This is a genomic window from Fulverythrobacter ferritrahens, from assembly GCF_020539485.1.
In the GTDB taxonomy this organism is placed as follows: domain Bacteria; phylum Pseudomonadota; class Alphaproteobacteria; order Sphingomonadales; family Sphingomonadaceae; genus Andeanibacterium; species Andeanibacterium ferritrahens.
Window position 1 is genome coordinate 1 of sequence record NZ_JACDXU010000006.1, and the last position, 24,514, is coordinate 24,514.

Below are 24,514 nucleotides of genomic sequence, written 5' to 3' on the forward strand. Positions count from 1 at the left end.
GGGATCGCTGGGCATCCCCTGCTGGATGAAGATGTAGAGGGTTTCACGCGGAGACGCGGAGGCGCGGAGGCGCGGAGAGGGTGCGGCTGGGCCCGTTCCCTCCGCGCCTCCGCGTCTCCGCGTGAGTATTCTGGGTTCGCGCAAAGAGCGCAAAGGCCGCTGAGGGTGTAGCGCCTACCTCTATACCTCGTCATTCCCGCCCTTCGCGCAACCGATAGCCGCCCGTTACTTCCCCTCACCTTCCCCCTGCCAAGCCCCGCCCAGCGCCTTGTAGAGCGCAATCGCCGCGCCTGCCTTGCCGGCACGGGCCTGGGCCTCTTGCCGTTGGGACTGGGCAAGGCGCAGCCGGGCCTGTTCCAGTTGCAGGCGGTTCGTTTCCCCCTTCCCGAACAGCAGGCGGGCAAGGGTGAAAGCCTGATCTTCCCGCTGGAGAGAGGTGGCGGCATTGCTGCCGGACCGGGCGGAGGCGGCGAAGCGGTTGGCGGCGCCTTCGCTTTCGGCCAGGGCCTTGGCGATGGCCGCCTCATAGGCTGCCGCTGCCCCATCCGCCTTGGCATCCGCCGCGCGGATCTGCGCGCGCACGCGGCCGAAATTGAACAGGGGCCAGCGGAAGAAGCCGCCCGCGAGATAGCGCAGGCTCTCCCCGGTCAGCAGATCGTCGGGCGATTGGGCCTGCAACCCGATGCTGCCCTGCAGGGTGAAACGCGGATAGAGATCGGCCTTGGCCACGCCGATCCCGGCGGTCGCGGCGGCCAGTTCCATTTCGGCGCGGCGAATATCGGGCCGGCGCTCCAACAGGTCGGAACGGATGCCGCTGGCGACAGTATCGGGCGCGGTGGGAACGGGGCCGCTGCTGGCCAGCAGGCCGGGAACGAGCTGTTCGGGCGGCGTGCCCACAAGTGCGGCCAGACGATAGGCCGACGCGGCGACATCGGCTTCCGCCTGTGCCAGCGCCGCCGAGGACACTTCGCGCTGAGCCGTGGCCTGTTCCGCCTCCAGCCGCGATCCCTCGCCCGCGCGGGCGCGCATATCGGCCAGCTCGGCCAGTTTGGCGGCGGCATCCTGCTCGGTCCGGGCGGCGGCCAGCTGTTCCTGCGCGAGGCGGAAATCGACATAGGTGCGCGCCACTTCCGCCGTCAGCGAAACCACCGCATCGCGCCGGGCCCATTCGGCGGCCTGTTCCATCGCGCGGGCCCGCTCCACCTCGCGGCTGGCACGGCCCCATGTATCCATTTCCCAGTTGGCATCGAAGCCGCTGTCGATCAGGGGGAATTCCGGATCGAAACCGGGAATCTGGCTCGCCGGGAACTGGCCGTTCTCACTGATGCGGTTCAGCGATGTGTCGCGCGTCATCGTCACCAGCGGCATCCGCCCGCCCTGCGCCGCTTCCCTCATGGCGCGCGCCTCGGCAATGCGGGCCTTGGCCTGGCGGATGTCCGGGCTGGAGGCGAGCGCGCGCTCCACCAGCGCGGTCAGCTGCGCATCGCCGAACTGCCGCCACCAATCGGCGCTGACAGGCGCGGTGGAGGCAGGCTCCAGCCAGTCGGCCGCCATCGCGCTTTGCGGCCGCTGATAATCGGGGCCCACTTTGCAGGCCGCCAGCGCAAGGAGGGGGAGCGGGAGAAGAAGGCGGAAACGCATCGGATTACTCCATTCGCGACCGGAACAGCCAGGCGGCGGCCGTGAGAGTGACAAGCGCGATGATCATCAGCGGCCAGAGCTGTTGCAGCACGTCGGCAGCGGGCATGCCCTTCAGGAACAGGCCCTGCACGATGATCAGGAAATAGCGCGCGGGATTGATGTAGGTAACGGTCTGCAGCCATTCCGGCATATTGGCGATGGGGCTGGCATAGCCGGAAAGCAGCATCAGCGGCGTGGTGGCCACGAAGCTGCCGAGGAAGCTCTGCTGCTGGGTCATCGCCAGAGAGGAGACGAACAGCCCCACCCCGATCAGCGCCATGAGATAGGTCGCCAGCGAGATGAAGAACAGCAGGTATGACCCGGTGAAGGGCACGCCGAACACCAGCTGCGCGACGACGAGGAACAGCGTGCCGTTGCCGAAGCCCACCAGGAAGGGCGGCACCATCTTGCCGATCAGGATTTCATGGACGCGTAAGGGGCTGACCAGCAGCTGATCGAATGTGCCCAGTTCCCGTTCCCGCGCCACGGTCTGACTGGTGATGGCCAGGCCGGCAATAGCCACGATGATCACGATCAGCGCAGGCAGGGTAAACCAGATGAAATCGAGCGAGGGGTTGAACCAGTGGGTCACCTGCGGCCCGCCTTCCATCTGCGGGATCGCCTCCACATCCATCTGGGCGGTGATGCCCGAGACATAGCCCGCCACGATCTGCGCCGCATTGGAACGGCGGCCATCCAGCACCAGCCCGACCCGGCCCGGCCTGCCCTTGTCCAGCGCGCGGTCGAAACCCTCCTCGATCACCAGCGCGGCGATCACTTTCTGGTTGTCGATCGCGTGGCGCAGATCCTGCGAGGAGCGCAGATAGACGATGTTGCGAAAATTGGGGCTGCCCGCGATGCGCTGGACCAGTTCCGCGGCATGGGTGCCGCCCGAACGATCCAGCACCGCGACATCCACATTCTTCACATCCAGCGTGGTGGCGAAAGTGAAGATGAACAATTGCAGCAGCGGCGGCACCACCAGCACGATGCGCGCCTTCGGGTCGCGCAGCATCGACCAGATTTCCTTCACGATGCTGGCCTTGAGGCGTTGCATCAGTCGAGACTCCTGCGCGTTACCCAGAAGGAGAGGAAGAAGAACAGGAAGCCGAAGCCCAGCATGATCGCGATATTGGGCAGGAAATGGCCCCAGATGTCGCCAGTGAGGAACAGCGTCTGCAACGAGGGGATCAGATAGCGCGCGGGCACGGCATAGGTGATCGCCTGAATCCACACCGGCATGGAGGAAATCTCGTAAACGAAGCCGGAGAGCAGGAAGGTGGGCAGGAAGGACGAAAGCAGCGCCATCTGGCTGGCGACGAACTGGTTCTTCGTGGCCGAGGAAATGAACAGCCCCAGCCCCAGTGCGGGCATCAGGAAGGCCGAGGCGATCACGTAAAGCGCCAGCAGCGATCCACGGAAAGGCAGGCCGAAAATCGCGACGCCGATCACCGTGCACAAGCTCATCGAGGCGAGCGCGAGAAGATAATAGGGCAGGATCTTGCTGGCGACGAATTCGGCCATGCTCAGCGGCGTGGCCAGCAGCGCCTCCATCGTGCCGCGTTCCCATTCGCGCGCCACCACCAGCGCGGTCAGCAGCGTGCCGATCATGGTCATCACCACCGCGATCGATCCCGGCACCAGGAAATTGCGGCTCTTGAGCGCGGGGTTGTACCAGAAGCGGGGAGACAGTTCGATCTGCGGCGCCTTGTCCAGCATGCCGGGCATGCCTTCATTCGCGGCCCAGGATTGAAACACGCCTTGCGCATGGCTGGCCACGAAAGTGGCGGTGTTGGGCTGCGATCCGTCGGTCACGATCTGGATTTCGGGTAGGCGGCCGTCATGCAGATCCTTGCCGAAATCCTGCGGGATCACGATGATTGCGCTGATCTGGCTGCTGACCATGAGATGCCGCGCCTCCGCCCGGTTACGCATGGGCAAGGTGTGGAAATAGGGCGAGGCGGCATAGGCGCCGGAAAGGGCGAGCGCGGGCGCGCTGGAATCCTCCACCACCACCGCCACTCTCGTGCCCTGCGTGTCGAGCGACACCGCATAGCCGAACAGGAACAGCAGCAGCAGCGGCATGGCCAGCGCGATGAGGAAAGTGGACGGATCGCGCACGATCTGGGCGAATTCCTTGGCCATCATCGCCCGCAACCGGCGGGAGCTGAAGCGGATCGGGCCGGAGGCGGGGGGAGGTTCAGGGGCTTCGTTCATGCCGCAAGGTTCCCGTTCGTTTCGCGGTCAAGATCGCTGGCCTCGATCAGGGCGATGAAGGCATCCTCCATCGTCGGGTCCGCCGCACCTGTTATCGCGCCGGCCTGCGCCTTCAGCGCATCGGGCGTGCCGGTGGCGATCTGTTCGCCGCGATAGATCAGCGAAACGTCATCGCAATATTCGGCCTCATCCATGAAATGGGTAGTGACCAGCACGGTCACGCCCTTTTCCACCAGCCCGTTGATATGCGTCCAGAACATGCGCCTTGTGACGGGATCGACGCCCGAAGTCGGCTCGTCGAGGAACAGCACCGGCGGCTGGTGCATCACCGCGCAGGCCAGCGCGAGGCGCTGCTTGAAGCCCAGCGGCAGGGCGCCGGAATTCATGTCGAGCTTGTCGCCAAGGTCGAAAATCTCGATCATCGCCTCCTTGGCCCGGCGGGCATCGGCCCGGCCGAGATTATAGGCCCCGGCAAAGAAATCGAGATTCTGCGCCACGCTCAGCTCGCCATAGAGCGAGAATTTCTGCGCCATATAGCCCAGCGATGCGCGCGCTTCCGCCGCCGAACGGCGCAGATCGTTTCCGGCCACCGCGCCATAACCTTCGCTGGGTGTCAGCAAGCCGCACAGCATCTTGAAAGTGGTGGACTTGCCCGCGCCATTGGGGCCCAGCAGCCCGTAGATCTGCCCCTGCGGAATGGCGAAATCCATGTCGCGCGCGGCAGTGAAGGCGCCGAAATTCCTGGTCAGGCCCTTGGCTTCGATCGCGGGGCGTTCATCGCGCGGGATGGTGCGGTAATTCTCCGCAAGGGCGCTGGTGCCCCGCGGGCCGCCGCCGAGAATCTCGATGAAGCCATCCTCGAAACGCGGCACGCCGGGGGCAACCTGTGTGCCATCCCCTGCGGCGAAGGATTCGGCCGTGGGCACATCGCAACCATCGCGCAGCAGCAGGCGGACCGAGCGGCCCTGGATCGTACCGTCCATGATGTCCGGCCGGTCGAGCGTCCGGGTCAGGAAGCGGCGACGGCGCGGCTCGAAACCGCTCACCTGGATGACGCGCTCTTCCGCCCGCCCGGTCAGGTCTCCCGGCGGGCCTTCGAACAGCAGGCTGCCTTCATTGAGCAGATAGACCCGGTCGCATTTCTCCGCCTCGTCGAGATAGGCGGTGGACCATAAAATGCCGATGCCCTGCGCGGTGAGGTGCTGGACCATGGCCCATAATTCGCGGCGCGAAATGGGATCGACGCCCACGCCCGGCTCGTCGAGCAGCATCAGGCGCGGGGTGCGCACCAATGTGCAGGCAAGGCCCAGCTTCTGCTTCATGCCCCCGGAAAGATTGCCCGCCAGCCGGTCCTGAAAACGGGCAAGGTCGGTAAACTCCAGCAGCCGCGCGAAGGTTTCCTCATGCTCTTCCCTAGGCAGGGCGCGCAGCTCTGCATAGAGGTCGAGATTTTCGCGGACCGTCAGATCTTCATAAAGGCCGAAGCGCTGGGGCATGTAGCCCAGCTGGTCGAGCATCATTGCAGGCCGCTGGCCCAGAATGGCGACTTCCCCCTGATCGGGGCGGAGCAGCCCGGCCAGCAGGCGGATCAGCGTGGTCTTGCCTGCCCCGTCCGGCCCGACAAGGCCGGTGATGGTGCCTGCCTCCACCGTCATGGAAACGCCCGCCAGCGCAGGCGCGGCGGCACCCTTGAAGCTTTTGACAAGGCCGGTGGCGCGGGCAATCACCTCGCGCGGCTGGCCAGTATCGGGGCCAGTATCGGGGGGCGCGGCTTGCGGCATGGCGGGGCCCTTTCTGCGGCCGCCTACTTGCCCGGAACCACTATCGTTACCGGCTGGCCCTGCCGCAGCCTGTCATCCGGGTCCGAAACCGTGATGCGCATGCGATAGACAAGATCGGTGCGCAGATCCTCTGTCTGCACGGTCTTGGGCGTGAATTCGGCGCGCGGAGAAATGAAGCCGATCGTGCCGTGATAGGTCTTGTCGTTCCCGTCCGCCTTCACCTGCACCTTCATGCCGGGCGCCACGCGCGACAGATCGGTTTCCGCCACATAGGCACGCACGCGCAGGGGCCGGTCGATCGAAAGGGTCAGCACGGTCTGCCCCGGCTGGACGATGGCACCGGGTTCCTGCGCGCGGGTGACGACAGTGGCGGCAGTGGCGGCGCGCAGGGCCGTGTCGCCCCGGTCCACCATCAGGCTGCCGCGCGCGGCCATCGCGCTCTTGAGCTGGGCCCTGGCCGCGTCGATCTGTTCGCTGCGCGCGCCCTGATCCAGTTTGGAAAGCATCTGCTGGGCTTCGGTGAGCTGGGCCTGCGCCTGATCGCGCTGGGCCACGGTGGCCTGCCACACGTCGCGGCTGATCGCGCCGGGTTCCACCAGCCCCTGGCGCCGGTCCACATCCTGCTGGGCCTTGCGCAGGGCCACCCGCGCGGCTTCCACCCGGGCGCGGGCCTGCCCCACATCCTGCGAGCGGCTTCCGTTCATCAGCTCGGCCAGCTGGGCGCGGGCCTGCGCGATCATCGCATCCGATTCCGCGATGCGGCTGTCGAGCGGGGCGGGATCGATCAGGGCGAGAAGCTGGCCCGGCTCGACCTTGTCCCCTTCATCCACATCCACTGCCGCGATTCGCCCGCCCACGCGGAAGGCCATGTCCACTTCGCGAATATCGACATTGCCGTAGAGCGTCAGCTCTCCGTCATTGCCCCGGCCGATCAGCCCGAAGCCATTGGTGGCAACAGCAGCGATCAGCACGATGGCAGCGCCGGCAAGTGCGAGGATACGCTTCCCGTTCATTCTGTCCCCCCAGTGAGGATGGCGTTTATCGAATTGCGAATCTGGCTATGCAGCAGCGCAAAACCTTCAGGCGCTGCCTGCATTTTCTAATCCCTTCGCAACAACAACTCAATCAGATGCCCCAGCAGATGCCCTGATGGCCACATGCGGAAACCGGGCATGACTCTAACCCCGTCGGCATGATGCCGGGGGCTGGAGCCATCTGATCTCTAGGGAGATGGTGCGGTCGAGAAGACTCGAACTTCCACGGGCTTTCGCCCACAACGACCTCAACGTTGCGCGTCTACCAGTTCCGCCACGACCGCAAAATCGACAAGAGCCGGAAGGGCCCTCGCGGGGTAGGAGCGGGCCCTTAGCAAAGCAGTTTCACCCCTGCAAGCGCGCTGGCGACCTATTTTTCGCGCGGAGCGTAACTTAGCTGGGCTTCCAGCCGATTTCCGCGAATTTGGCGGCCTTGGGCACATCCGTCACCGCTTCATTGATCGTCACGCTCTCCCCCGGGGCCAGCGTGCGCTGGGGCGGTGCGATTTCCCAGCTATAGACGATGCGTTCCCGCCCGTCGCGCAGCACGATCAGAATCGGCGGCAGGTTACGCGTGACCTTGCCGACATTGGTGACCGTGCCGCTGGCGCCGAAATATTCGATGCCATTGGGCAACTGGCGCCGGTCCTGCTTGCTGGCGGGGAAATCCAGCACCAGGTCGCTCTGCCCCACGCCGAAGGTCGGGCGGCTGACCGGAACCCAATCCGGCAGGCCCCAATAGCTGACCGCAAATACCGAACCGAGCGCGAACACTGCGAAAATGGCCGCCGCATAGGTCCACAGCCGCAAGGTGTTGCGGCGGCGGCGGAAGGGCGGCTCGGGATCGAAGCGCGAATAGCGATCCTCGCCATAGACATCCGCCTCGCTGAAGGGCGGCGGGGGGGGCATATGATCGCCCATGATCGCCTGCGGCGGCTCGGGAGCCTCGACCGGAGCGGGAGAGGACGAGGGAGAAGGAGATGGCCGCGGGGATGGCTCGGCCGGGAAAGGGACGCCCAGCCCGACGAAGCCGGGCCGCGCATCGGGTTCCGGCTCATGTTCCGGCGCGGGAGGTGGTGGAGGTGGTGGAGGTGCGGCGCGCGGTGAAGGCGCCGGGCGCGCCGGCTGCTGCGGGGCAGCTTGCCGGAAGGGCGCAGCTTGTCGCAGCGGGGCGGCTTGCCGAAGCGGGGCTTGGGGTTCCACCGAAGGTTCCGCCCGTGTCGCAACCGGTTCCGGGGCGACGGGAGGCGGCGCTGCCTGCACGCGGGAATCTGCCTCAGGCGCTTGCGGCGCAGGAGGATCCTGGAACCAGCTATGGCGACATTTGGCGCACCGCACGGTACGGCCTTCAATGCCGATCGCGCTATCGGGAACCACGTAACGCGTCGCACATGCAGGGCAGGCGATGATCATTGTGGCACCAGCATTAGGCACATGCGCGAATCGCCACAAGAGTCGCTGTTTGTGCATCAAGGCCGCGTGTGCCTTTTTTCCACATCGATCACCGGCTATAGCCACCCCACATGGACGAAATTAACCCTGCCACGCCTTTGGATGCGGATTTGCCCGGGGCATGACGATGCCTGAGGGGGATATCGTCCAGTTCGACAATGTCGGGCTGCGTTATGGCGCCGGCAAGGAAGTGCTGAGCGACATTTCCTTCACGCTTTATCCCGGCAGCTTCTATTTTCTCACCGGGGCAAGCGGCGCGGGCAAGACTTCGCTGCTGAAGCTGCTCTATCTCGCCCAGCGCCCCTCGCGCGGGGCGATCCGCATGTTCGGCACCGATGTCATCACCCTGCCGCGCGCGCGCCTGCCCGCGTTCCGCCGCAGGCTGGGCGTGGTGTTTCAGGACTTCCGGCTGGTGCAGCACCTCTCCGCCTTCGACAATGTCGCCCTGCCGCTGCGCGTTTCCGGCGTGCGGGAGAGCGAGATCATCCGGCCCGTATCGGAAATGCTCGAATGGGTCGGCCTGGCGGACCGCGCCGATGCCCGCCCGGCCACGCTTTCGGGCGGGGAACAGCAGCGCGTGGCCATTGCCCGCGCAGTGATCGCCCGGCCCGACATGCTGGTGGCCGACGAACCGACCGGCAACGTCGATCCGGAACTGGCGCTCAAGCTGCTGCGCCTGTTCGAGGCGCTCAACCGGCTGGGCACTACCGTGGTGGTGGCCACTCACGATCTGCATCTGCTGAAGAATGTGCGCGAATCGCTGATCATGCGGCTCGACAAGGGCAGGCTCAGCGATCCCACAGGCGCGCTGCGTTATCCGCCCCGGCGGCCCTTCTCTCGCATGGAGGAGGAAAGGCAGTGAGCTGGCTGCGGATGGAACGCAAGGCGCAGCTGGTGCCGCAGGCACGGCTGGCGGGGCCGATGCCTTGGGTAATTGCGATCATGGTGGCGCTGACCACCATCGCGGCGGCAGGCGGCCTGGCGCTCAACAATCTGGCGCAGGCGGCGCGGGCCGAGCTTTCGGGCGGGCTGACGGTGCAGATCGTGGAGGCCGAGCCTGCCGAGCGGGAAAGGCAGGCCGAACTGGCCCTGTCGCTGCTTGCCAATGTGACAGGGGTGGAAACGGCCCAGCGCGTGGCGGACAGCGAATTGCGCGAACTGGTGGAGCCCTGGCTGGGAGAGGATATCGGGACGGCGCAGGATGTGGTGCCCGTGCCCGCCCTGATCGACGTGCGCCTTTCCGGCCCGGTCACCCCCGAGAAACTGCGCGACATCCGCGCCCTGCTGAAGGCCCGCGTTCCGGCCGCGCAGGTGGATGCCCAGTCCAGCTGGCTGGCCCCGGTATTCTCGGCCATATCCTCGCTCAAATGGCTCGCGGCCGGGCTGGTGATATTGCTGGGCGCCACCAGCGCAGCGGCGGTGTGGCTGGCCGCCCGCAGCGCGCTGGGAACGAATCGCGCCACAATCGAGATCGTGCACCTGCTGGGCGGCAGCGACGGGCAGATCGCCCGGATCTTCCAGCGCTCCGTGGGGATCGATGCCCTGCTGGGCGGCGTGGCCGGCGCGCTGCTGGGCGCCGGGGCGGTGCTGCTGCTGGGGCGGCAATTCGCGGCTTTGGGCTCGGGCATGGTCGCCGGTGGAGGACTTGGCTGGGCCGACTGGCTGGCGATTGCGGGAATCCCCTTTGCCGGGGTATTGATCGCCATGTTCACCGCGCGGCTTACCGTGCTCGCGGCGCTCAGGAAGATGCTGTGAGGATGGGGACGTGATTCGCCGCGCGCTTGGCGCTTTCTTCGTGATCTGGGCCCTCGGGTTCTTCTGGTTCGCCGTGTTCCTTCCCGGACCGGCGGGGGAGGAGAAGACCGACGCCATTGTCGTGCCTACCGGGGGCGAGGGCCGGATACCGCGCGGGCTGGACCTGTTGCGGCGCGGAAAGGCGCAGCAATTGCTGGTCAGCGGCGTGGACGGCAATGTGAAGCCGCGCGAATTCGCCGCAGAATACAAGGTGGATGGCAAGCTGATGGAATGCTGCATCACGCTGGGCTTCGCGGCGCTGGATACGCGGGGCAATGCTGCTGAAACGGCGACCTGGGTGGGCGAACGCAATGTTTCCTCCCTCCGCCTCGTCACCACGGACTGGCACATGCGCCGCGCCGCGCTGGAGCTTTCATCCGAAATGCCCGGCGATGTGGAGATCGTGGAAGATGCGGTTCCTTCCCGGCCTTCGCTGCGCATCCTGTTCCTTGAATATCACAAGCTGATCGCGGCCTTCCTGGCGCGGCTCCTGCCCTGGTGAGCGCAATGGGCAACGTGGTGCGCAGCCTTGCCTTCTATGCCGTGTTCTATGGCGTCACGGTGCTGTTCCTGCTGGCGGCCATGGCGGCTCTGCCGCTGGGCCCGGAACGCTTCCGCAAGGTGCCCGACGCGTGGAGCGCGTTCCACCGCTGGTGCGTGGAGCATATCCTGTGCATCCGCGTGGTGGAGGAAGGGCAGCGGCCCGAAGGCCCGGCCTTCTATGCCTTCAAGCACGAGAGCTTTTTCGAGGCGATCGACATTGCCCGCTCGCTGCATCGCCCCGCCCCCTTCGCCAAGGAAGAGCTGTTCCGCATTCCGCTGTGGGGCAAGGCCGCGCGCGCCTATGGCGCGGTGCCGGTGGCCCGCGAGCAGGGGGCAAAGGCGCTGCGTTTCATGCTCAGCGAGGCGAAGGCCCTTGCTGCAACCGGCCGCCCGCTGGCGATCTTCCCTGAAGGCACCCGCGTTCCCCATGGCAAACCTGCCCCCCTGCGCGCGGGCTTCGCCGGGCTTTACAAGGTGCTCGGCCTGCCGGTGGTGCCGGTGGCCGTGAACAGCGGGCCGCTCTACCACCGCCTGTGGAAGCGCAAGGGCACCATCGTCCTGCGCTTCGGCGAAGCCATCCCGCCCGATCTTCCCCGCAAGGAACTGGAAGAACGCGTGGGCGCAGCGATCAACGCGCTCAATCCGTGAAGCCGCAGGAAGACGATCCTTCGTTGCTGGAAGTGCTGGGGCCGGGGCTGGTCACCGGCGCGGCCGATGACGATCCCAGCGGCATCGGCACTTACAGCCAGGTCGGCGCGCAATTCGGCTATGGCATGGCCTGGACGATGTTCTTCGGCTTCCCGCTGCTCGCCGCGATCCAGGCGATCTGCGCGCGGATCGGCGCCACGACCGGGCGGGGTATCGCCCAGAATCTGCGCCACAATTATCCTTTGCCGCTGTTGCAGGGCGCCGTGCTGCTGTTGCTGCTGGCCAATGTGATCAATCTGGGGGCGGATCTGGGGGCGATGGGCGCCGCGCTGGCGCTGATCGTGCCCGGGCCGGTGCTGGCCTATACTGCGGCCTTCGGCGTGCTGAGCGTGCTGCTGGAAGTGCTGCTGAGCTACGATCGCTACGCCCGCATACTCAAATGGACCACGCTCTCGCTCTTCGCCTATGTCGGCGTGGTCTTCGTGGTCGATGTCCCGCTGGACCAGGCGATACGCGGCATGCTGATTCCGCAATTCCAGTTCGACAAGGTCCATGCGATGGCCCTCGTCGCAGTATTGGGCACCACTATCAGCCCCTATCTGTTCTTCTGGCAGGCCGGGCAGGAAGTGGAGGAACAGCGCCGCCGCCACATCAAGCCGCTGCATGTCGCGCCCAGCCAGGCGGGGCGGGAGCTTCGCCGCCTGAGCACCGATACGCTGATCGGCATGGGCTTTTCACAGGTCGTGGCGCTGTTCATCATCATCGCCACAGCGGCCACCCTGCATGCCAATGGCGTGCACGATATCGAAAGCGCGGCGCAGGCGGCAGAGGCATTGCGGCCTATCGCGGGCGAGCTGACCTTCGCCCTGTTCGCCATCGGCATCATCGGCACGGGCCTGCTTGCAGTGCCGATCCTTGCCGGCAGCGCCGCCTATGCGCTGAGCGAGGCCTTCGGCTGGGTGGAAGGGCTGGACCGCAAGCCGCGCGAGGCCAAGGCATTCTATGCCACCATCGCCACGGCGACACTGGGCGGCGTGGCGCTGAACCTGCTGTCGATCGATCCGATGCGCGCGCTTTATCTGGCGGCGGTCGTGAACGGATTGCTCGCCCCGCCGCTGATGGCGGTAACGATGCTGATCGCCTGCAATCGCAAGGTGATGGGGCCATTGGCCGTGCGCGGCTGGCTGGCCGTGGCCGGGTGGATTTCCACGGCCGCCATGACACTGGTGGCGGGCGTGTTCCTGTTCACCTGAGAGAGGCCTTCCTGCCTTAACTCTTGTGGTCCGTGCGCCCGAAATCGGGCCGCGCATCGTCCTGCCCCAAGGCAACGATGGAGCGGCGAATGGCGCGAGTGCGGGTGAACAGCTCGAACAGGGCATCGCCGTCGCCCTCGCGGATGGCCTTCTCCATGATCGAAAGGTCACCCGTGAAGCGCCGCAGCATCACCAGCACCGCGTCGCGATTGTTCAGGAACACGTCGCGCCACATGGTCGGGTCCGAAGCGGCGATACGGGTAAAGTCGCGAAAGCCGCCGGCCGAATATTTGATCACTTCGCTGCGCGTAACGTCTTCCAGATCGGAAGCCGTGCCCACGATCGTATAGGCGATCAGATGCGGAATATGGCTCGTCACCGCCAGCACCAGATCGTGGTGCTGCGGGTCCATGGTTTCCACCATGGCGCCCAGTGCTTCCCAGAAGGAAAACAGCCGCGCCACCGATACGGCGTCCGCCCCCTCGGGCGGGGTGATGATGCACCAGCGCTGCTGGAACAAGGTGGCAAAGCCGGCATCCGGGCCGCTCTGCTCCGTACCCGCAACCGGATGGGCGGGAACCACCGGATTGGCCGGAAAGATCTCGCCCAAGGCCATGGCAATAGTCTGCTTGGAAGAGCCGACATCGCTGATCACCGCGCCTTGCGGAATGAACGGCGCCAGATCGCGCGCGACATCGGCAATCGCGCCCACCGGCACGCAGAAGATCACCAGATCTGCATCGCGCACGGCCTCCTCAGCCGTGTCGCACACCACATCGGCCAGCCCGCGTTCCCGCGCGCGTTCGCGCACTGCCGGGTCCGCGTCAAAGCCAGTAGTATGCGTGCCGGGAATATGCTCGCCCACGGCAAGGCCGATGGAGCCGCCGATCAGCCCCAGCCCGATGATCGCGACCGTGCCGAAAGGGGCAGGTGCCGGGCTCATCGCGCGGCTTCCGCCAGTTCGCGCAGGATGGCGGCGATCTCGGTCATCTGCTCGGTCGTGCCGATAGTGATGCGCAGGCCCTGCGGCAGGCCCTGCCCCGGCAGCCAGCGCGTGGCATAGCCGCGCTCGGCCAGCCCATCATGCGCCATCTGGGCAGTCAGCTTGCCTTCGAACAGGGTCAGCACGAAGTTCGCCTTGCTCGGCAGGGGACGCAGCCCGTGATTGCCGAGGGATTCCAGCACGGACACGAAGCGAGCGCGCTCGGCCAGATTGTGCTGGCGCGAATGTTCGACAAAGTCCTGATCCGCCAGCCCGGCGATGGCCGCCGCCTGAGCCACACCGGAAAGGTTGAATGGCCCGCGAATGCGGTTGAGCATGGAAACGATCTCGGCAGAGCCCGTGCCCCATCCGATCCGGTCCCCGGCAAGGCCGTAGATCTTGGAGAAGGTGCGCGTGACCAGCACGTTGGGGGCCGAAGCCGCCAGCGCCAGCCCGCCGTCGTCATCTTCCGGCGTCAGATATTCGGCATAGGCCTGATCAATCACGAACAGCACATCGGCCGGAAGCGCGGCATGCAGCCGGGCAATCTCGCCCTTGGGCAGATAACTGCCGGTGGGATTATTGGGATTGGCGAGGAAGACCACGCGGGTCTTCTCGTTCACCAGCGCCAGCAGCGCATCGACATCGGTGCCGTAATCGAGATCGGGCGCCACCACCGGGGTCGCGCCGCAACGGCGCGCGGCAATATCGTAGACCGAAAAGCCGTAGCGCACATAGAGCACTTCGTCCCCCACCCCGGCATAGGCCTGGGCGGCAAGGTGCAGCAGTTCGTCCGATCCGGTGCCGCAGACGATACGTTCGGCCGGAATGCCGTTCAGGGCACCCAGCGCCTCACGCAAGGCAACCGAGTCCGGATCGGGATAACGGTCCGGCAAGGGGGCATGCCTGCGCGCCTCCAGAGCCGCCGGACTGGTGCCCAGCGGGTTCTCGTTGGCTGACAGCTTGATCAGTTCACGCCCATCCGCGCTGCGCGACTTGCCCGGCACATAGGCATGGATCGCGGCGATCCACGGCTTGGGCATGGGGGCTTTTGCGGGCTGCGCTGGGCTGATCTTCTGTTCGGACATAACCCGCGGGCGCATAGCCATGTTCGCGCGCAATTGACAGCCCGCTTGGCGTCCCCCAAGTCGCTTGGCGCAATGGCGACCATTCTTACCTCCACGAGTGCCAAGCTGACCCTGCCTCACGCCCTGCCGCTGGATAGCGGGCAGGCGCTGGAAGGGGTGGAGATCGCCTATGAAACCTATGGCAATCTGTCGGCGGACAAGGACAATGCGATCCTGATCTGCCACGCGCTGACGGGCGACCAATATGTCGCCAATCCCCACCCAATCACCGGCAAGCCAGGCTGGTGGTCGCGCACGGTGGGGCCGGGCAAGCCGATCGATACGGACCGGTTCCACGTGATCTGCGCCAATGTGATCGGCAGCTGCATGGGCTCCACCGGCCCGGCCAGCCTCGCGCCCGATGGCCAGCCCTTCGGCATGCGCTTTCCCGTCATCACCATTCGCGACATGGTGCGCGCGCAGGTCGCGCTGCTCGATGCGCTGGGGATCGAATGCCTCCATGCCGTGGTCGGCGGATCGATGGGCGGGATGCAGGCGCTCAGCTTCGCGGCCAATTTCGGCGAGCGGACGCAGCGCGTGCTGGCCATCGCCACTACCGCGCGCCATTCGGCCCAGAACATCGCCTTCCACGAGGTTGGGCGCCAGGCGATCATGGCCGATCCCAACTGGCAGGGCGGGGCCTATTACGCCACGGGCCGCGCGCCCGATGCTGGCCTCGCCGTGGCGCGGATGGCGGCGCATATCACCTATCTTTCCGAAGCGGGGCTGACCGACAAGTTCGGCCGCCGCCTGCAGGACCGGGATTCCAAGAGCTTCGGCTTCGATGCGGATTTCCAGGTGGAAAGCTATCTGCGCTATCAGGGGATCAGCTTCACCAACCGGTTCGATTCCAATTCCTATCTCTATATCACCCGCGCGATGGATTATTTCGATCTGGCGGAAGAGCATGGCGGCAGGCTGGCCGATGCCTTTGCCCGAACCAGTGCCCGCTTCTGCCTGATCAGCTTCGATACGGACTGGCTCTATCCTACTGCCGAATCGCGCAACATTGTCCATGCGCTCAATGCCGTGGCCGCGCCGGTCAGCTTCGTAGAGCTTTCCGCGCCTTATGGGCATGACAGCTTCCTGCTGGACGTTCCCGCGCAGGACCGCGTGATCAAGGGCTTCCTCGAATGAGTACCCTGCGTCCCGACCTCGAAGTGATCGCCCGCCACATTCCCGCCGGAGCGCGGGTGCTGGATGTCGGTTGCGGCGATGGATCGCTGATGGCCGCCCTGCGTGACGGACGCGGCGTGGATGCGCGCGGGCTGGAACTGAGCCCGGAAAAGGTCGAGCTATGCGTCAGCAAGGGCCTGTCGGTGATTCAGGGCGATGCCAATCGCGACCTTGCCGAATATCCCGATGGCGCATTCGATTACGCGATCCTCAGCCAGACGTTGCAGACGGCCGAGCGGCCGGATCTGATGCTGGAGCATTTGCTGCGCGTCGGGCGGCAGGCTTTCGTCAGCTTCCCCAACTTCGCCTATTGGCGGATGCGCCTTTCGCTGCTGGTGAAGGGGCGCATGCCGGTGACGCCGCATCTGCCGGTCAGCTGGTATGAGACGGAGAATATCCACCATCTCACCATCGCGGATTTCCGCGCGCTGCTGGCGGAAAAGGGCGTGAAGACCGAAGGCTGCTGGTTCTTCGCGCATGATCGGGAAATCGGCTCCACCGGGGCGAACTGGTGGGCGGAACATGCGGTGTTCCAGCTGAGCCGCTAGGCGCGCCGGGCCTCCGTTCAGGCTGAGCAGGCTTTCCGGAAAACCGGCTTCAGTTGACCAACAGCACCGAATCGTCCCGCGCCAGGCACCACAGGCTCAGCCTCGCCGCCCTTGCGCGGTCCACGGCCATGCCGGTGGGCAGGGAGATGGTGACAAGGCGGGTCGCCCCGGCGCGGACAGCCTTCTCCACGATTTCGTAGGAACAGCGCGCGGTAGAAAGGATGAAGCCTTCCGCCGGGCTTTGCCCCGCCTTGGCCAGCGCGCCGATCAGCTTGTCCATCGCATTATGCCGCCCGACATCCTCGCGCGCGTGGAGGATCGTGCCATCCTCTGTAACGAAGGCAGCGGCATGGGCCGCACCGGTCGCCCGGCCGAGCCTCTGGTAATCTCGCAAATCGCCCAGCGCACGAAAGATCGCCTGCGGATCGAGCGCGGCGTGCTGCGGCACTTCAGGCAGAGGCTTTGCCACGGCATCGAGATTTTCGATCCCGCATAGCCCGCAGGAGCTTTCCGCAACCCGCGCGCGGACGCGTTCGGTGAGTTGTTCGATACCAAGGCCGGTGAGGCTGGCGCGGACGATCCAGCCCTTCTCCACCTCCACCACATCGATGTCGGACAGGTCGGAAGGCTTCCTGGCCAGCCCTTCGGTCAGCGCGAAGCCGAGCGCGAAATCCTCAAGGTCCATGGGGCTGGCCATCATCACGGCATAGGCAAGGCCGTTGAATTCCAGCGCCACCGGCACTTCGGGCACCCATTGGCGCGCCACATCGCGGCGTTCGCCGGACCGACTGATTTCGACAGGGGAGGTCATGCAGGCTTCTTAGCCGTCATTGCGGGCAAAGCGGAAGCGGAAGCTGGCCAAAGGCCAACCAATCCAGAGTGTAAGGGATTGGGCCCCGGATTGCCGCGGGAACTTTGGTCCCTCGCAATGACGACAGGTAGCTTAGCGTCAGGCCGCGCTCTGCTGAGCGTCGGCCTTGAGCTTCTCGATCGCCTCACGCGCGATGGGGGTGAGCACGGAAAGGTCGTCCGCGAAAATCCCCGCCTTCATGCGCGGATCCCAGAACTTCCAGATATGCTCGGCAGTGGCCGCCACCGCTTCCTCATGCCCACGGGCCTGAAGATTGGTGGCGATCTGGTCCGCCATGCGGCGGAGCTTTTCCTGGGTGCTGCTCATTCTGCGGGCTCCACATGAGCGATCCGGCGCGAACGCTCGGCCTGGGCGTTATATTCTTCCTGCCATTCGGAGGGGCCGTTGGACGGCGTTACCTGAACCGCGGTCACCTTGTATTCGGGGCAGTTGGTGGCCCAGTCCGAATAGTCGGTGGTCACGACGTTCGCCTGCGTCGCGGGGTGGTGGAAGGTGGTATAGACAACGCCCGGCGCCACGCGATCGGTCACCACCACGCGCAGGGTGGTTTCGCCGGTGCGGCTGGCAAGGCGAGCCCACGAGCCATCGGCAAGGCCACGATTTTCCGCGTCAGTCGGGTGCATTTCCAGCACGTCCTCATGATGCCACACGACATTGGCGGTGCGGCGGGTCTGCGCGCCGACATTGTACTGGCTGAGGATGCGCCCGGTGGTGAGCAGCAGCGGGAAGCGGGGGCCGGTGCGTTCGTCGGTGGGGACATATTCCGTCACCACGAACTTGCCCTTGCCGCGCACGAAGCCGTCCACATGCATGATCGGCGAACCATCCGGGAACTTCTCGTTCACCGGCCACTGCAGCGAACCTTCGCGTTCCAGACGTTCCCACGAAACACCGGTGAAGGTCGGCGTCAGGCGGGCGATTTCGTCGAGGATTTCGCTCGGGTGGGTATAGTTCCAGTCGCAGCCGATGGCATTGGCCAGCATCTGGGTGATTTCCCAGTCGGCATAGCCATTAGCCGGTTCCATCACCTTGCGCACCGGCTGGATGCGGCGTTCGGCATTGGTGAAGGTGCCGTCCTTCTCAAGGAAGGTCGAACCCGGCAGGAACACGGTAGCGTAATTCGCGGTCTCGTTCAGGAACAGGTCGTGGACGATCACCAGATCCATCGCGGCGAGGCCGGCGGCCACGTGATGCGTGTCCGGATCGGACTGGAGAATGTCCTCGCCCTGGATGTAGATCGCACGGAAGGTGCCATCCACGGCCGCGTCGAGCATGTTGGGGATGCGCAGGCCCGGTTCCGGATCGAGGCTGACGCCCCAGTCCTTCTCGAACATCTGGCGGGTCGCGCTGTCGGACAGGTGGCGATAGCCCGAAAGCTCGTGCGGGAACGAGCCCATGTCGCACGAGCCCTGCACGTTGTTCTGGCCACGCAGCGGGTTCACGCCCACGCCGCGGCGGCCGATATTGCCGGTTACCATGGCGAGGTTGGCAATGGCCATCACGGTGGACGAACCCTGGCTGTGCTCGGTCACGCCCAGGCCGTAATAGATCGCGCCATTGCCGCCGGTGGCGTAAAGGCGCGCGGCCTGACGCACGGTTTCGGCCGGAACCTTGGTCACGGCTTCGAGATATTCGGGGCTGTGCTTTTCGTCCGAAACGAAACGCGCCCAGTCCTGATATTCGTCCCAGTCACAGCGTTCGCGGATGAAGGCTTCGTCAGCGAGGCCTTCGGTCACGATCACATGGGCGATGCTGGTCAGCACGGCCACATTGGTGCCAGGCTGCAGCGGCAGGTGATGTTCCGCGTTGATGTGGGGCGAGCGGACGAGGTCGATCCGGCGCGGATCGATCACGATCAGCTTCGCACCCTGACGCAGGCGGCGCTTCATGCGGCTGGCGAACACGGGGTGCCCGTCGGTCGGGTTGGCACCGATCAGCAGGATCACATCGGCATCCATGACGGAATCGAAATCCTGCGTGCCGGCGCTGGTGCCGAAGGCCTGCGACAGGCCGAAGCCCGTGGGCGAGTGGCATACGCGGGCGCAGGTATCGACGTTGTTCGAACCGAAACCGCCACGGATCAGCTTCTGGACGAGGAAGGTTTCCTCATTGGTGCAGCGGCTGGAAGTGATGCCGCCCAGGGCGCGGGCGCCGTAGGTTTCCTTGATCGATTTGATCTTGGCGGCGGTGTAGCTCAGCGCTTCTTCCCAGCTGACTTCCTGCCAGGGCTGGTCGATCGAATCGCGGATCATCGGCTTCAGGATACGATCCTGGTGGTTGGCGTAACCCCAGGCGAAGCGGCCCTTCACGCAGCTATGGCCGCGATTGGCCTTGCCATCCTTCCACGGCACCATGCGGACGAGCTGTTCGCCCTTCATTTCCGCGCGGAAGGTGCAGCCCACGCCGCAATAGGCGCAGGTGGTGACCACGGCGCGTTCCGGCTTGCCATGTTCCACCACGCTCTTTTCCATCAGCGCGCTGGTGGGGCAGGCCTGCACGCAGGCGCCGCAGCTGACGCATTCGGAAGAAAGGAAATCGTCGCCTGACTGGCCGGCGCTGATCTTGGAAGCAAAGCCGCGACCATCGACGGTCAGCGCGAAAGTGCCCTGTGTTTCACCGCAGGCGCGCACGCAGCGGCTGCACACGATGCACTTGTCGGGCGAGAAATCGAAATAGGGGTTCGACGTATCGACGTCCTGCCCCATGTGGTTTTCGCCCTGATAGCCATAGCGCACGTCGCGCAGGCCGACATTGGCGGCCTGATCCTGCAGCTCGCAATCATTGTTGGCCGAGCAGGTGAGGCAGTCCAGCGGGTGATCGGAGATATAGAGCTCCATCACGCCCTTGCGCAGCTTTTCGAGGCGCGGGGTCTGGGTGTGGACCACCATGCCCGGGCCGACCGGCGTGGTGCAACTGGCAGGCGTGCCGCGCGCGCCTTCGATCTCGACGAGGCACAGACGGCAGGAGCCGAACTGGTTGAGGCTGTCGGTCGCGCAGAGTTTGGGGATAGAGCCGCCGCATTCAGCCGCTGCACGCATCACGGTCGTGCCGGCAGGCACGGTGACTTCGCGGCCGTCGATCGTCAGGGTTACCTGCTGGTCGGACTTGACTTCGGGGGTGCCGAAATCGGCTTGGCGTTCATATCCCATTGCGCTTCTCCGCTGCGGCAAGATCCGCAGGTGTATTGATATTAGCAGGCTTTGCGCCGCTTTTCACGTTGATGGCGCCGATTGCCTCGGCAAATTCCCTCATCGAATGCTTACTATCGCTGGCCAGAATGGTTTCCACCGCAGCGGCCGCACTCGCCGGCCAGTGCCCGATGACCGGCTGATCGCCCAGATAACAGGGCGGAGCGGCGAGCAGATCGGGCAGGTCCGCCGGAAGGTCGAAACTATCCACGCTGCAGGTCATCACGCTGTCGAACCCGTTTTCATTCGCATGACGCAACCCGGCGGCAACGCCGCCCAGCGGGCCCATGCCCGGCGCGGGCCAGTCCGGAATGCAGTGCGTTTCGCCGGTTTCAGGGCCGGTTTCGCGCCCCGCAATCACAACGTCGTCGCACCAGGAGCCGAGCGCATCGATCGAGCGGTTGAGCAGCGAACGCCCGCCCAACATGGCGAGCGCCTTGTCACTGCCGAAGCGGCTCGATTGTCCGCCAGCCAAGACCACTCCGAGGATCACTCCAGCCCAACTCCCGAGCGACCCCGCAGAGCCGCCGATTCCGTGCACTTATCGATCGTAAGTTTTACCTACAAACCGCCTTTGGGGCAAACATGCTTTTCCATATCGTGAAAAACGTTCGTTTTTTCAGATATACGAAACTCACTTGCCCCGGAAATCATCCGGCCAGTGCTTGAGAGCGCTCATCACCGGATAGGGAGTGAAGCCACCCAGAGCGCAGAGCGAGCCGAACTTCATCGTCTCGCACAGATCTTCCAGCAGCTTGATCTCGTCATCCTGGCTGCGGCCCTGCTTGGGCATGTTGTGCATCTGCGGCGCCAGCTCAACACCCGCCAGAACACGCCCGCCCGCACGGATGCGGTCGATCAGTTCCACGCCGCGCGTCGAACCGATGCGGCAGGGGGTGCACTTGCCGCAGCTTTCGACAGCGCAGAATTCCATCGCGAAGCGCGCCATCGCACCCATGTCGGCCGTATCGTCGAACACGGTGATGCCGGCATGGCCGATCAGCGCGTCGAGCCCGGTATAGGCTTCGTAATCGAAGGGAACTTCGAACTGGTCGGGGTGGATATAGGCGCCCAGCGGCCCGCCTACCTGCACCGCCTTGACCGGGCGGCCGGAAGCCGTGCCGCCGCCAATGTCATAGACCAGTTCATTCAGCGTGATGCCGAAAGCGGTCTCGTAAAGCCCGCCATGCTTGATGTTGCCGGCCAGCTGGATGGGCATGGTGCCCTTCGAACGGTCGATGCCGAGGCTCTGATAATGCTCGGCGCCGCCTTCGGCCAGGATGTGGTGCACGGCGCACAGGGTCAGCACATTGTTGACCACGGTGGGCTTGCCGAACAGGCCCTGCAATGCAGGCAGCGGCGGCTTGGCGCGCACTTCGCCGCGCTTGCCTTCAAGGCTGTTGAGCAGCGAGGTTTCCTCGCCGCAGACATAGGCCCCGGCGCCCGCGCGGATTTCGCATTCGAACGGCGCGATGATGTGGGCGCACAGGTTCACGGCCTTGCGCAGCTTGTCGATCGCATCGGGATATTCGCTGCGGACGTAGATATAGCCCTTGGTGGCGCCAACGGCTTCACCGGCAATCGCCATGCCCTCGATCAGGGCGAAGGGATCGCCTTCCATCATCATGCGGTCGGCAAAGGTGCCCGAATCACCTTCGTCCGCGTTGCAGACGATGTATTTCTGGTCAGCCACGGCGCCGGCCACGGTCTTCCACTTGATCGCGGCGGGGAAGCCGGCACCGCCACGGCCACGCAGGCCGGAATGGAGCAGTTCGGCGATGATCTGTTCGGACCCGATCTGGCGGGCGCGCTTCAGACCGACCCAGCCATCGTGCTGTTCGTAATCCTCAAGGCTCAACGGACGCGACTTGCCCGCGCGGGCGAAGGTCAGGCGCTGCTGGCTGGCGATGAAGGGATGTTCGGCGATTACGCCAATAGCCTTGTCGCTCGTTCCGTCGAGGATTGCGGCGACATCGTCCAGCGTCGCGGGGCCAAAGCCCTTGCCGCCCACTTCCACCAGCGGTTCGAGCCACTGCATGCCCCAGCTGGAGGTGCGTTCCACCGTAGCGCCGGCCTTGGCGAAGGCGGCTGCCAGTTCATCGGCGCCGCAGGCGCGCGCGAGAGCGTCATCGGAGATACGGATGATAGTCATGCGTTTTCAATCAGCTTGTTGAGCGCCGCACCGTCGAGCCGGGCATGGAGCTTGTCACCCACACGGGCATTGGGGCCGCTGCTGCACAGGCCCAGGCAATAGACATCGGCCAGCTTCACACGCTCGCCAGCGGCCCTGACCGCGCCTTCCATCAGCGCTTCCACGCCGCGTGCCTTGCAGCTTTCCGCACGGCATATCTGCACCACGGGGCGCGAATCGGCCTTCGTGTGGAAGTCATGGTAGAAACTGACCACGCCATGCACGTCGGCACGGCTAAGATTGAGGGCGAGAGCTATGACGCGCTCGGCCTCCTCATCCACGCAGCCGAATTCTTCCTGCACGTCGTGCAGAATCGGCAGCAAGGGGCCTTCACGGCCCTGATGGTCGGCGATGATTTCGGACAGGCGTTGTTCGCGGCTCATGCTTTCAGTCTTTCAGCGTGCCAGGCGACATGTTCGGCCATGAAGGTCGAGATGAAATAATAGGAGTGGTCATACCCCTCCTGCATGCGGATGGCGGCGCGCATATCGGCGTTTCGGCAGACATGGTCAAGCAAGTGAGTCTTGAGCTGCCCTTCAAGGAAGTTGTCCGCCGTGCCCTGGTCCACCAGCAGGTCGGGCAAACTGGCGCCATCTTCGATCAGGGCAACCGCGTCATATTCCCGCCATTTTGCGCGATCCGCGCCGATATAGCCGGTCAGCGCCTTTTCGCCCCAGGGGCAGTTCAGCGGGCTGACGATCGGCGAAAAGGCACTGGTCGAACGGAAGCGGCCGGGATTGCGCAAGGATATAGTCAATGCCCCGTGGCCGCCCATCGAATGGCCGGTGATTCCCTGCCGCTCCATATCGACCGGGAAATTGGCGGCGACGATTCCCGGCAATTCCTGCTCGATATAGGAGCGCATGCGGAAATTCGCGGCCCAGGGTTCCTGCGTGGCATCCACATAAAAGCCCGCGCCCTTGCCGAAATCATAGCCTTCATCGTCGGGCACATCGTCACCGCGCGGCGAAGTGTCGGGCGCGACGAAGATGATGCCATGTTCGGCGCAGGCTGCGCGGAACTCGCCCTTTTCGGTGACATTGGCATGAGTGCAGGTGAGGCCGGAGAGATACCACAGCACCGGCAGCTTCGCGCCCGGTGCATGGGCGGGCACAAAGACCGAGAAGGTCATCGGCGTGCCGGTGACGGCGGAAGCATGGGTATAGACCCCCTGCGTGCCGCCGTGGCTTTTCCAGCTGCTATCGGCTTCGATGGTCATTTCACGTCCCGATAGAGTGCGCAGAGCTTGTTGCCGTCCGGATCGCGCAGATAAGCGAGATAAAGGCGGCCATTGGCGCTGTCGCGCCAACCCGGCGGTTCTTCGATCGCGGTCCCGCCCGCGGCGACGCCAGCCTCGTGCCAGGCGTCGGCCTGGTCGGGCGAATCCATCGCCAGGCCGATCGTCCCGCCATTGGCATGGGTGGCAGCCTCGCCATCGATCGGGCGGGTCACCAGGAAGATCGAGCCCTTGTGGATATAGACAAGGCGGCCCTTGGGATCGACGAAGGCGGGGTTTCCACCACAGGCCGTGAACAGGGCGTCGTAAAACACCTTTGAGCGGGCAATATCGTTACTGCCCACCGACAAATGGCTGAACATGGCGGAAACCCCTCCCTTGCGCGGAGCCGATGCTTAGCGTTCGCCGGTGTTCGGCGTGTAGGCGCAGATCTTGTGGCCGTCCGGATCGCGCAGATAGGCGCCATACATGTTGCCCGGCGAGGCAGCGCGGAAACCCGGCGCGCCCGCATCGGTGCCGCCTGCTGCGAGGCCGGCCGCATGCCAGGCATCGACCTGATCGTAATCGGCGGCCGTGAAGCCGAAGGTGAAGCCGTTCATGCAGGTGGCGCTTTCGCCGTCAGCGGGAGTCGCCACGATGAAGCTGCCATTGGCGCTGGGATAGACGGTGCCATGCGGCAGCGGGTGGCCTTCATAGCCGAGCACGGCCATCGTCGCGTCATAGAACTTGCGCGAAGCGGCGATGTCATTGGTGCCGACGAAGATGTGATTGAACATGTCTCAGATTTCTCTT

At 65.1% G+C, this 24,514-nt stretch carries 24 protein-coding genes, 1 tRNA gene and 1 pseudogene; 7 read left to right on the top strand and 19 right to left on the bottom strand.

The window, feature by feature from the left end:
• Positions 1 to 225: 225 nt before the first annotated feature.
• The 8 genes and pseudogenes from H0274_RS14990 to H0274_RS15680 form a co-directional block, all read right to left on the bottom strand.
• Positions 226 to 1,641, bottom strand: a complete 1,416-nt coding sequence (locus tag H0274_RS14990; RefSeq protein ID WP_226796398.1) for an efflux transporter outer membrane subunit — start codon at positions 1,639 to 1,641, stop codon at positions 226 to 228.
• A gap of 4 nt (positions 1,642 to 1,645) precedes the next feature.
• Positions 1,646 to 2,737 (bottom strand): ABC transporter permease, encoded by a 1,092-nt coding sequence (locus tag H0274_RS14995; protein ID WP_226796399.1) that lies wholly within the window; start codon positions 2,735 to 2,737, stop codon positions 1,646 to 1,648.
• Positions 2,737 to 3,897, bottom strand: a complete 1,161-nt coding sequence (locus tag H0274_RS15000) for an ABC transporter permease (protein WP_226796400.1) — start codon at positions 3,895 to 3,897, stop codon at positions 2,737 to 2,739. The genes H0274_RS14995 and H0274_RS15000 overlap by 1 nt, the downstream gene beginning before the upstream one ends.
• Positions 3,894 to 5,678, bottom strand: coding sequence for an ATP-binding cassette domain-containing protein (locus H0274_RS15005; protein ID WP_226796401.1), 1,785 nt, complete (start codon positions 5,676 to 5,678; stop codon positions 3,894 to 3,896). Before H0274_RS15005 ends, H0274_RS15000 begins: the two co-directional genes overlap by 4 nt.
• A gap of 23 nt (positions 5,679 to 5,701) precedes the next feature.
• Entirely contained in the window at positions 5,702 to 6,691 is a 990-nt protein-coding gene (locus tag H0274_RS15010; protein WP_226796402.1) for an HlyD family efflux transporter periplasmic adaptor subunit, read from the bottom strand.
• A 218-nt stretch (positions 6,692 to 6,909) separates the two neighbouring features.
• A tRNA-Leu gene (locus tag H0274_RS15015) sits at positions 6,910 to 6,996 on the bottom strand.
• Positions 6,997 to 7,105: 109 nt separating this feature from the next.
• Entirely contained in the window at positions 7,106 to 7,633 is a 528-nt protein-coding gene (locus tag H0274_RS15020) for a thioredoxin (protein ID WP_226796455.1), read from the bottom strand.
• A gap of 435 nt (positions 7,634 to 8,068) precedes the next feature.
• Positions 8,069 to 8,182 (bottom strand): annotated as a pseudogene (locus H0274_RS15680) (MJ0042-type zinc finger domain-containing protein); the annotation flags it as partial.
• Between the two features lie 103 nt (positions 8,183 to 8,285).
• Between H0274_RS15680 and ftsE the strand changes: the two are divergent.
• Genes ftsE through H0274_RS15050 form a run of 5 tightly spaced genes read left to right on the top strand, consistent with a single transcriptional unit; the run spans position 8,286 to position 12,402 of the window.
• On the top strand, positions 8,286 to 9,026 hold the full coding sequence (gene ftsE / locus H0274_RS15030; protein WP_226796403.1) for a cell division ATP-binding protein FtsE: 741 nt from the start codon (positions 8,286 to 8,288) through the stop codon (positions 9,024 to 9,026).
• An 11-nt stretch (positions 9,027 to 9,037) separates the two neighbouring features.
• Entirely contained in the window at positions 9,038 to 9,919 is an 882-nt protein-coding gene (locus H0274_RS15035; protein ID WP_264295684.1) for a cell division FtsX domain-containing protein, read from the top strand.
• Positions 9,920 to 9,929: 10 nt separating this feature from the next.
• Positions 9,930 to 10,460 carry a YdcF family protein gene (locus H0274_RS15040; protein ID WP_226796405.1) on the top strand — a complete coding sequence of 177 codons (531 nt, stop codon included), beginning with the start codon at positions 9,930 to 9,932 and terminating at the stop codon, positions 10,458 to 10,460.
• 5 nt (positions 10,461 to 10,465) lie between these two features.
• Positions 10,466 to 11,149, top strand: a complete 684-nt coding sequence (locus tag H0274_RS15045; RefSeq protein WP_226796449.1) for a lysophospholipid acyltransferase family protein — start codon at positions 10,466 to 10,468, stop codon at positions 11,147 to 11,149.
• Complete coding sequence (locus H0274_RS15050; RefSeq protein ID WP_226796406.1) at positions 11,146 to 12,402, top strand: NRAMP family divalent metal transporter; 1,257 nt, start codon at positions 11,146 to 11,148, stop codon at positions 12,400 to 12,402. Before H0274_RS15045 ends, H0274_RS15050 begins: the two co-directional genes overlap by 4 nt.
• 16 nt (positions 12,403 to 12,418) lie before the next feature.
• On the opposite strand, the gene H0274_RS15055 is transcribed toward H0274_RS15050, so the two are convergent.
• Together H0274_RS15055 and H0274_RS15060 are read right to left on the bottom strand one after the other, a co-directional pair.
• Positions 12,419 to 13,345: a prephenate/arogenate dehydrogenase family protein gene (locus tag H0274_RS15055; protein ID WP_226796407.1), complete on the bottom strand. Its 927-nt coding sequence runs from the start codon at positions 13,343 to 13,345 to the stop codon at positions 12,419 to 12,421.
• A complete protein-coding gene (locus tag H0274_RS15060) occupies positions 13,342 to 14,487 on the bottom strand; it encodes a pyridoxal phosphate-dependent aminotransferase (protein WP_226796451.1) in 1,146 nt (381 codons plus the stop codon). Before H0274_RS15060 ends, H0274_RS15055 begins: the two co-directional genes overlap by 4 nt.
• A gap of 57 nt (positions 14,488 to 14,544) precedes the next feature.
• On the opposite strand from H0274_RS15060, the gene metX reads away from it, so the two are divergent.
• Positions 14,545 to 15,648, top strand: a complete 1,104-nt coding sequence (metX, locus tag H0274_RS15065) for a homoserine O-acetyltransferase MetX (protein WP_226796408.1) — start codon at positions 14,545 to 14,547, stop codon at positions 15,646 to 15,648.
• Complete coding sequence (gene metW, locus H0274_RS15070) at positions 15,645 to 16,235, top strand: methionine biosynthesis protein MetW (RefSeq protein WP_226796409.1); 591 nt, start codon at positions 15,645 to 15,647, stop codon at positions 16,233 to 16,235. Before metX ends, metW begins: the two co-directional genes overlap by 4 nt.
• A 49-nt stretch (positions 16,236 to 16,284) precedes the next feature.
• On the opposite strand, the gene fdhD is transcribed toward metW, so the two are convergent.
• From fdhD to H0274_RS15115, 9 genes are all read right to left on the bottom strand, one after another.
• The gene (fdhD, locus tag H0274_RS15075) at positions 16,285 to 17,046 is read right to left on the bottom strand and encodes a formate dehydrogenase accessory sulfurtransferase FdhD (RefSeq protein WP_226796410.1); all 762 of its coding nucleotides are present in this window, start codon (positions 17,044 to 17,046) and stop codon (positions 16,285 to 16,287) included.
• Positions 17,047 to 17,184: 138 nt separating this feature from the next.
• Positions 17,185 to 17,412 (bottom strand): formate dehydrogenase subunit delta, encoded by a 228-nt coding sequence (locus tag H0274_RS15080; protein WP_226796411.1) that lies wholly within the window; start codon positions 17,410 to 17,412, stop codon positions 17,185 to 17,187.
• Positions 17,409 to 20,255: a formate dehydrogenase subunit alpha gene (gene fdhF, locus H0274_RS15085; RefSeq protein ID WP_226796412.1), complete on the bottom strand. Its 2,847-nt coding sequence runs from the start codon at positions 20,253 to 20,255 to the stop codon at positions 17,409 to 17,411. The genes H0274_RS15080 and fdhF overlap by 4 nt, the downstream gene beginning before the upstream one ends.
• Positions 20,245 to 20,775 (bottom strand): molybdenum cofactor guanylyltransferase, encoded by a 531-nt coding sequence (gene mobA / locus H0274_RS15090; protein ID WP_319018303.1) that lies wholly within the window; start codon positions 20,773 to 20,775, stop codon positions 20,245 to 20,247. Before mobA ends, fdhF begins: the two co-directional genes overlap by 11 nt.
• 153 nt (positions 20,776 to 20,928) lie before the next feature.
• Entirely contained in the window at positions 20,929 to 22,446 is a 1,518-nt protein-coding gene (locus tag H0274_RS15095) for an NADH-ubiquinone oxidoreductase-F iron-sulfur binding region domain-containing protein (RefSeq protein WP_226796414.1), read from the bottom strand.
• A complete protein-coding gene (locus tag H0274_RS15100) occupies positions 22,443 to 22,868 on the bottom strand; it encodes an NAD(P)H-dependent oxidoreductase subunit E (protein WP_226796416.1) in 426 nt (141 codons plus the stop codon). Before H0274_RS15100 ends, H0274_RS15095 begins: the two co-directional genes overlap by 4 nt.
• Positions 22,865 to 23,704 (bottom strand): S-formylglutathione hydrolase, encoded by an 840-nt coding sequence (fghA, locus tag H0274_RS15105; protein ID WP_226796420.1) that lies wholly within the window; start codon positions 23,702 to 23,704, stop codon positions 22,865 to 22,867. Before fghA ends, H0274_RS15100 begins: the two co-directional genes overlap by 4 nt.
• On the bottom strand, positions 23,701 to 24,084 hold the full coding sequence (locus H0274_RS15110; RefSeq protein ID WP_226796422.1) for a VOC family protein: 384 nt from the start codon (positions 24,082 to 24,084) through the stop codon (positions 23,701 to 23,703). The genes fghA and H0274_RS15110 overlap by 4 nt, the downstream gene beginning before the upstream one ends.
• A 33-nt stretch (positions 24,085 to 24,117) precedes the next feature.
• On the bottom strand, positions 24,118 to 24,498 hold the full coding sequence (locus H0274_RS15115) for a VOC family protein (RefSeq protein WP_226796424.1): 381 nt from the start codon (positions 24,496 to 24,498) through the stop codon (positions 24,118 to 24,120).
• Between the last annotated feature and the right edge of the window lie 16 nt (positions 24,499 to 24,514).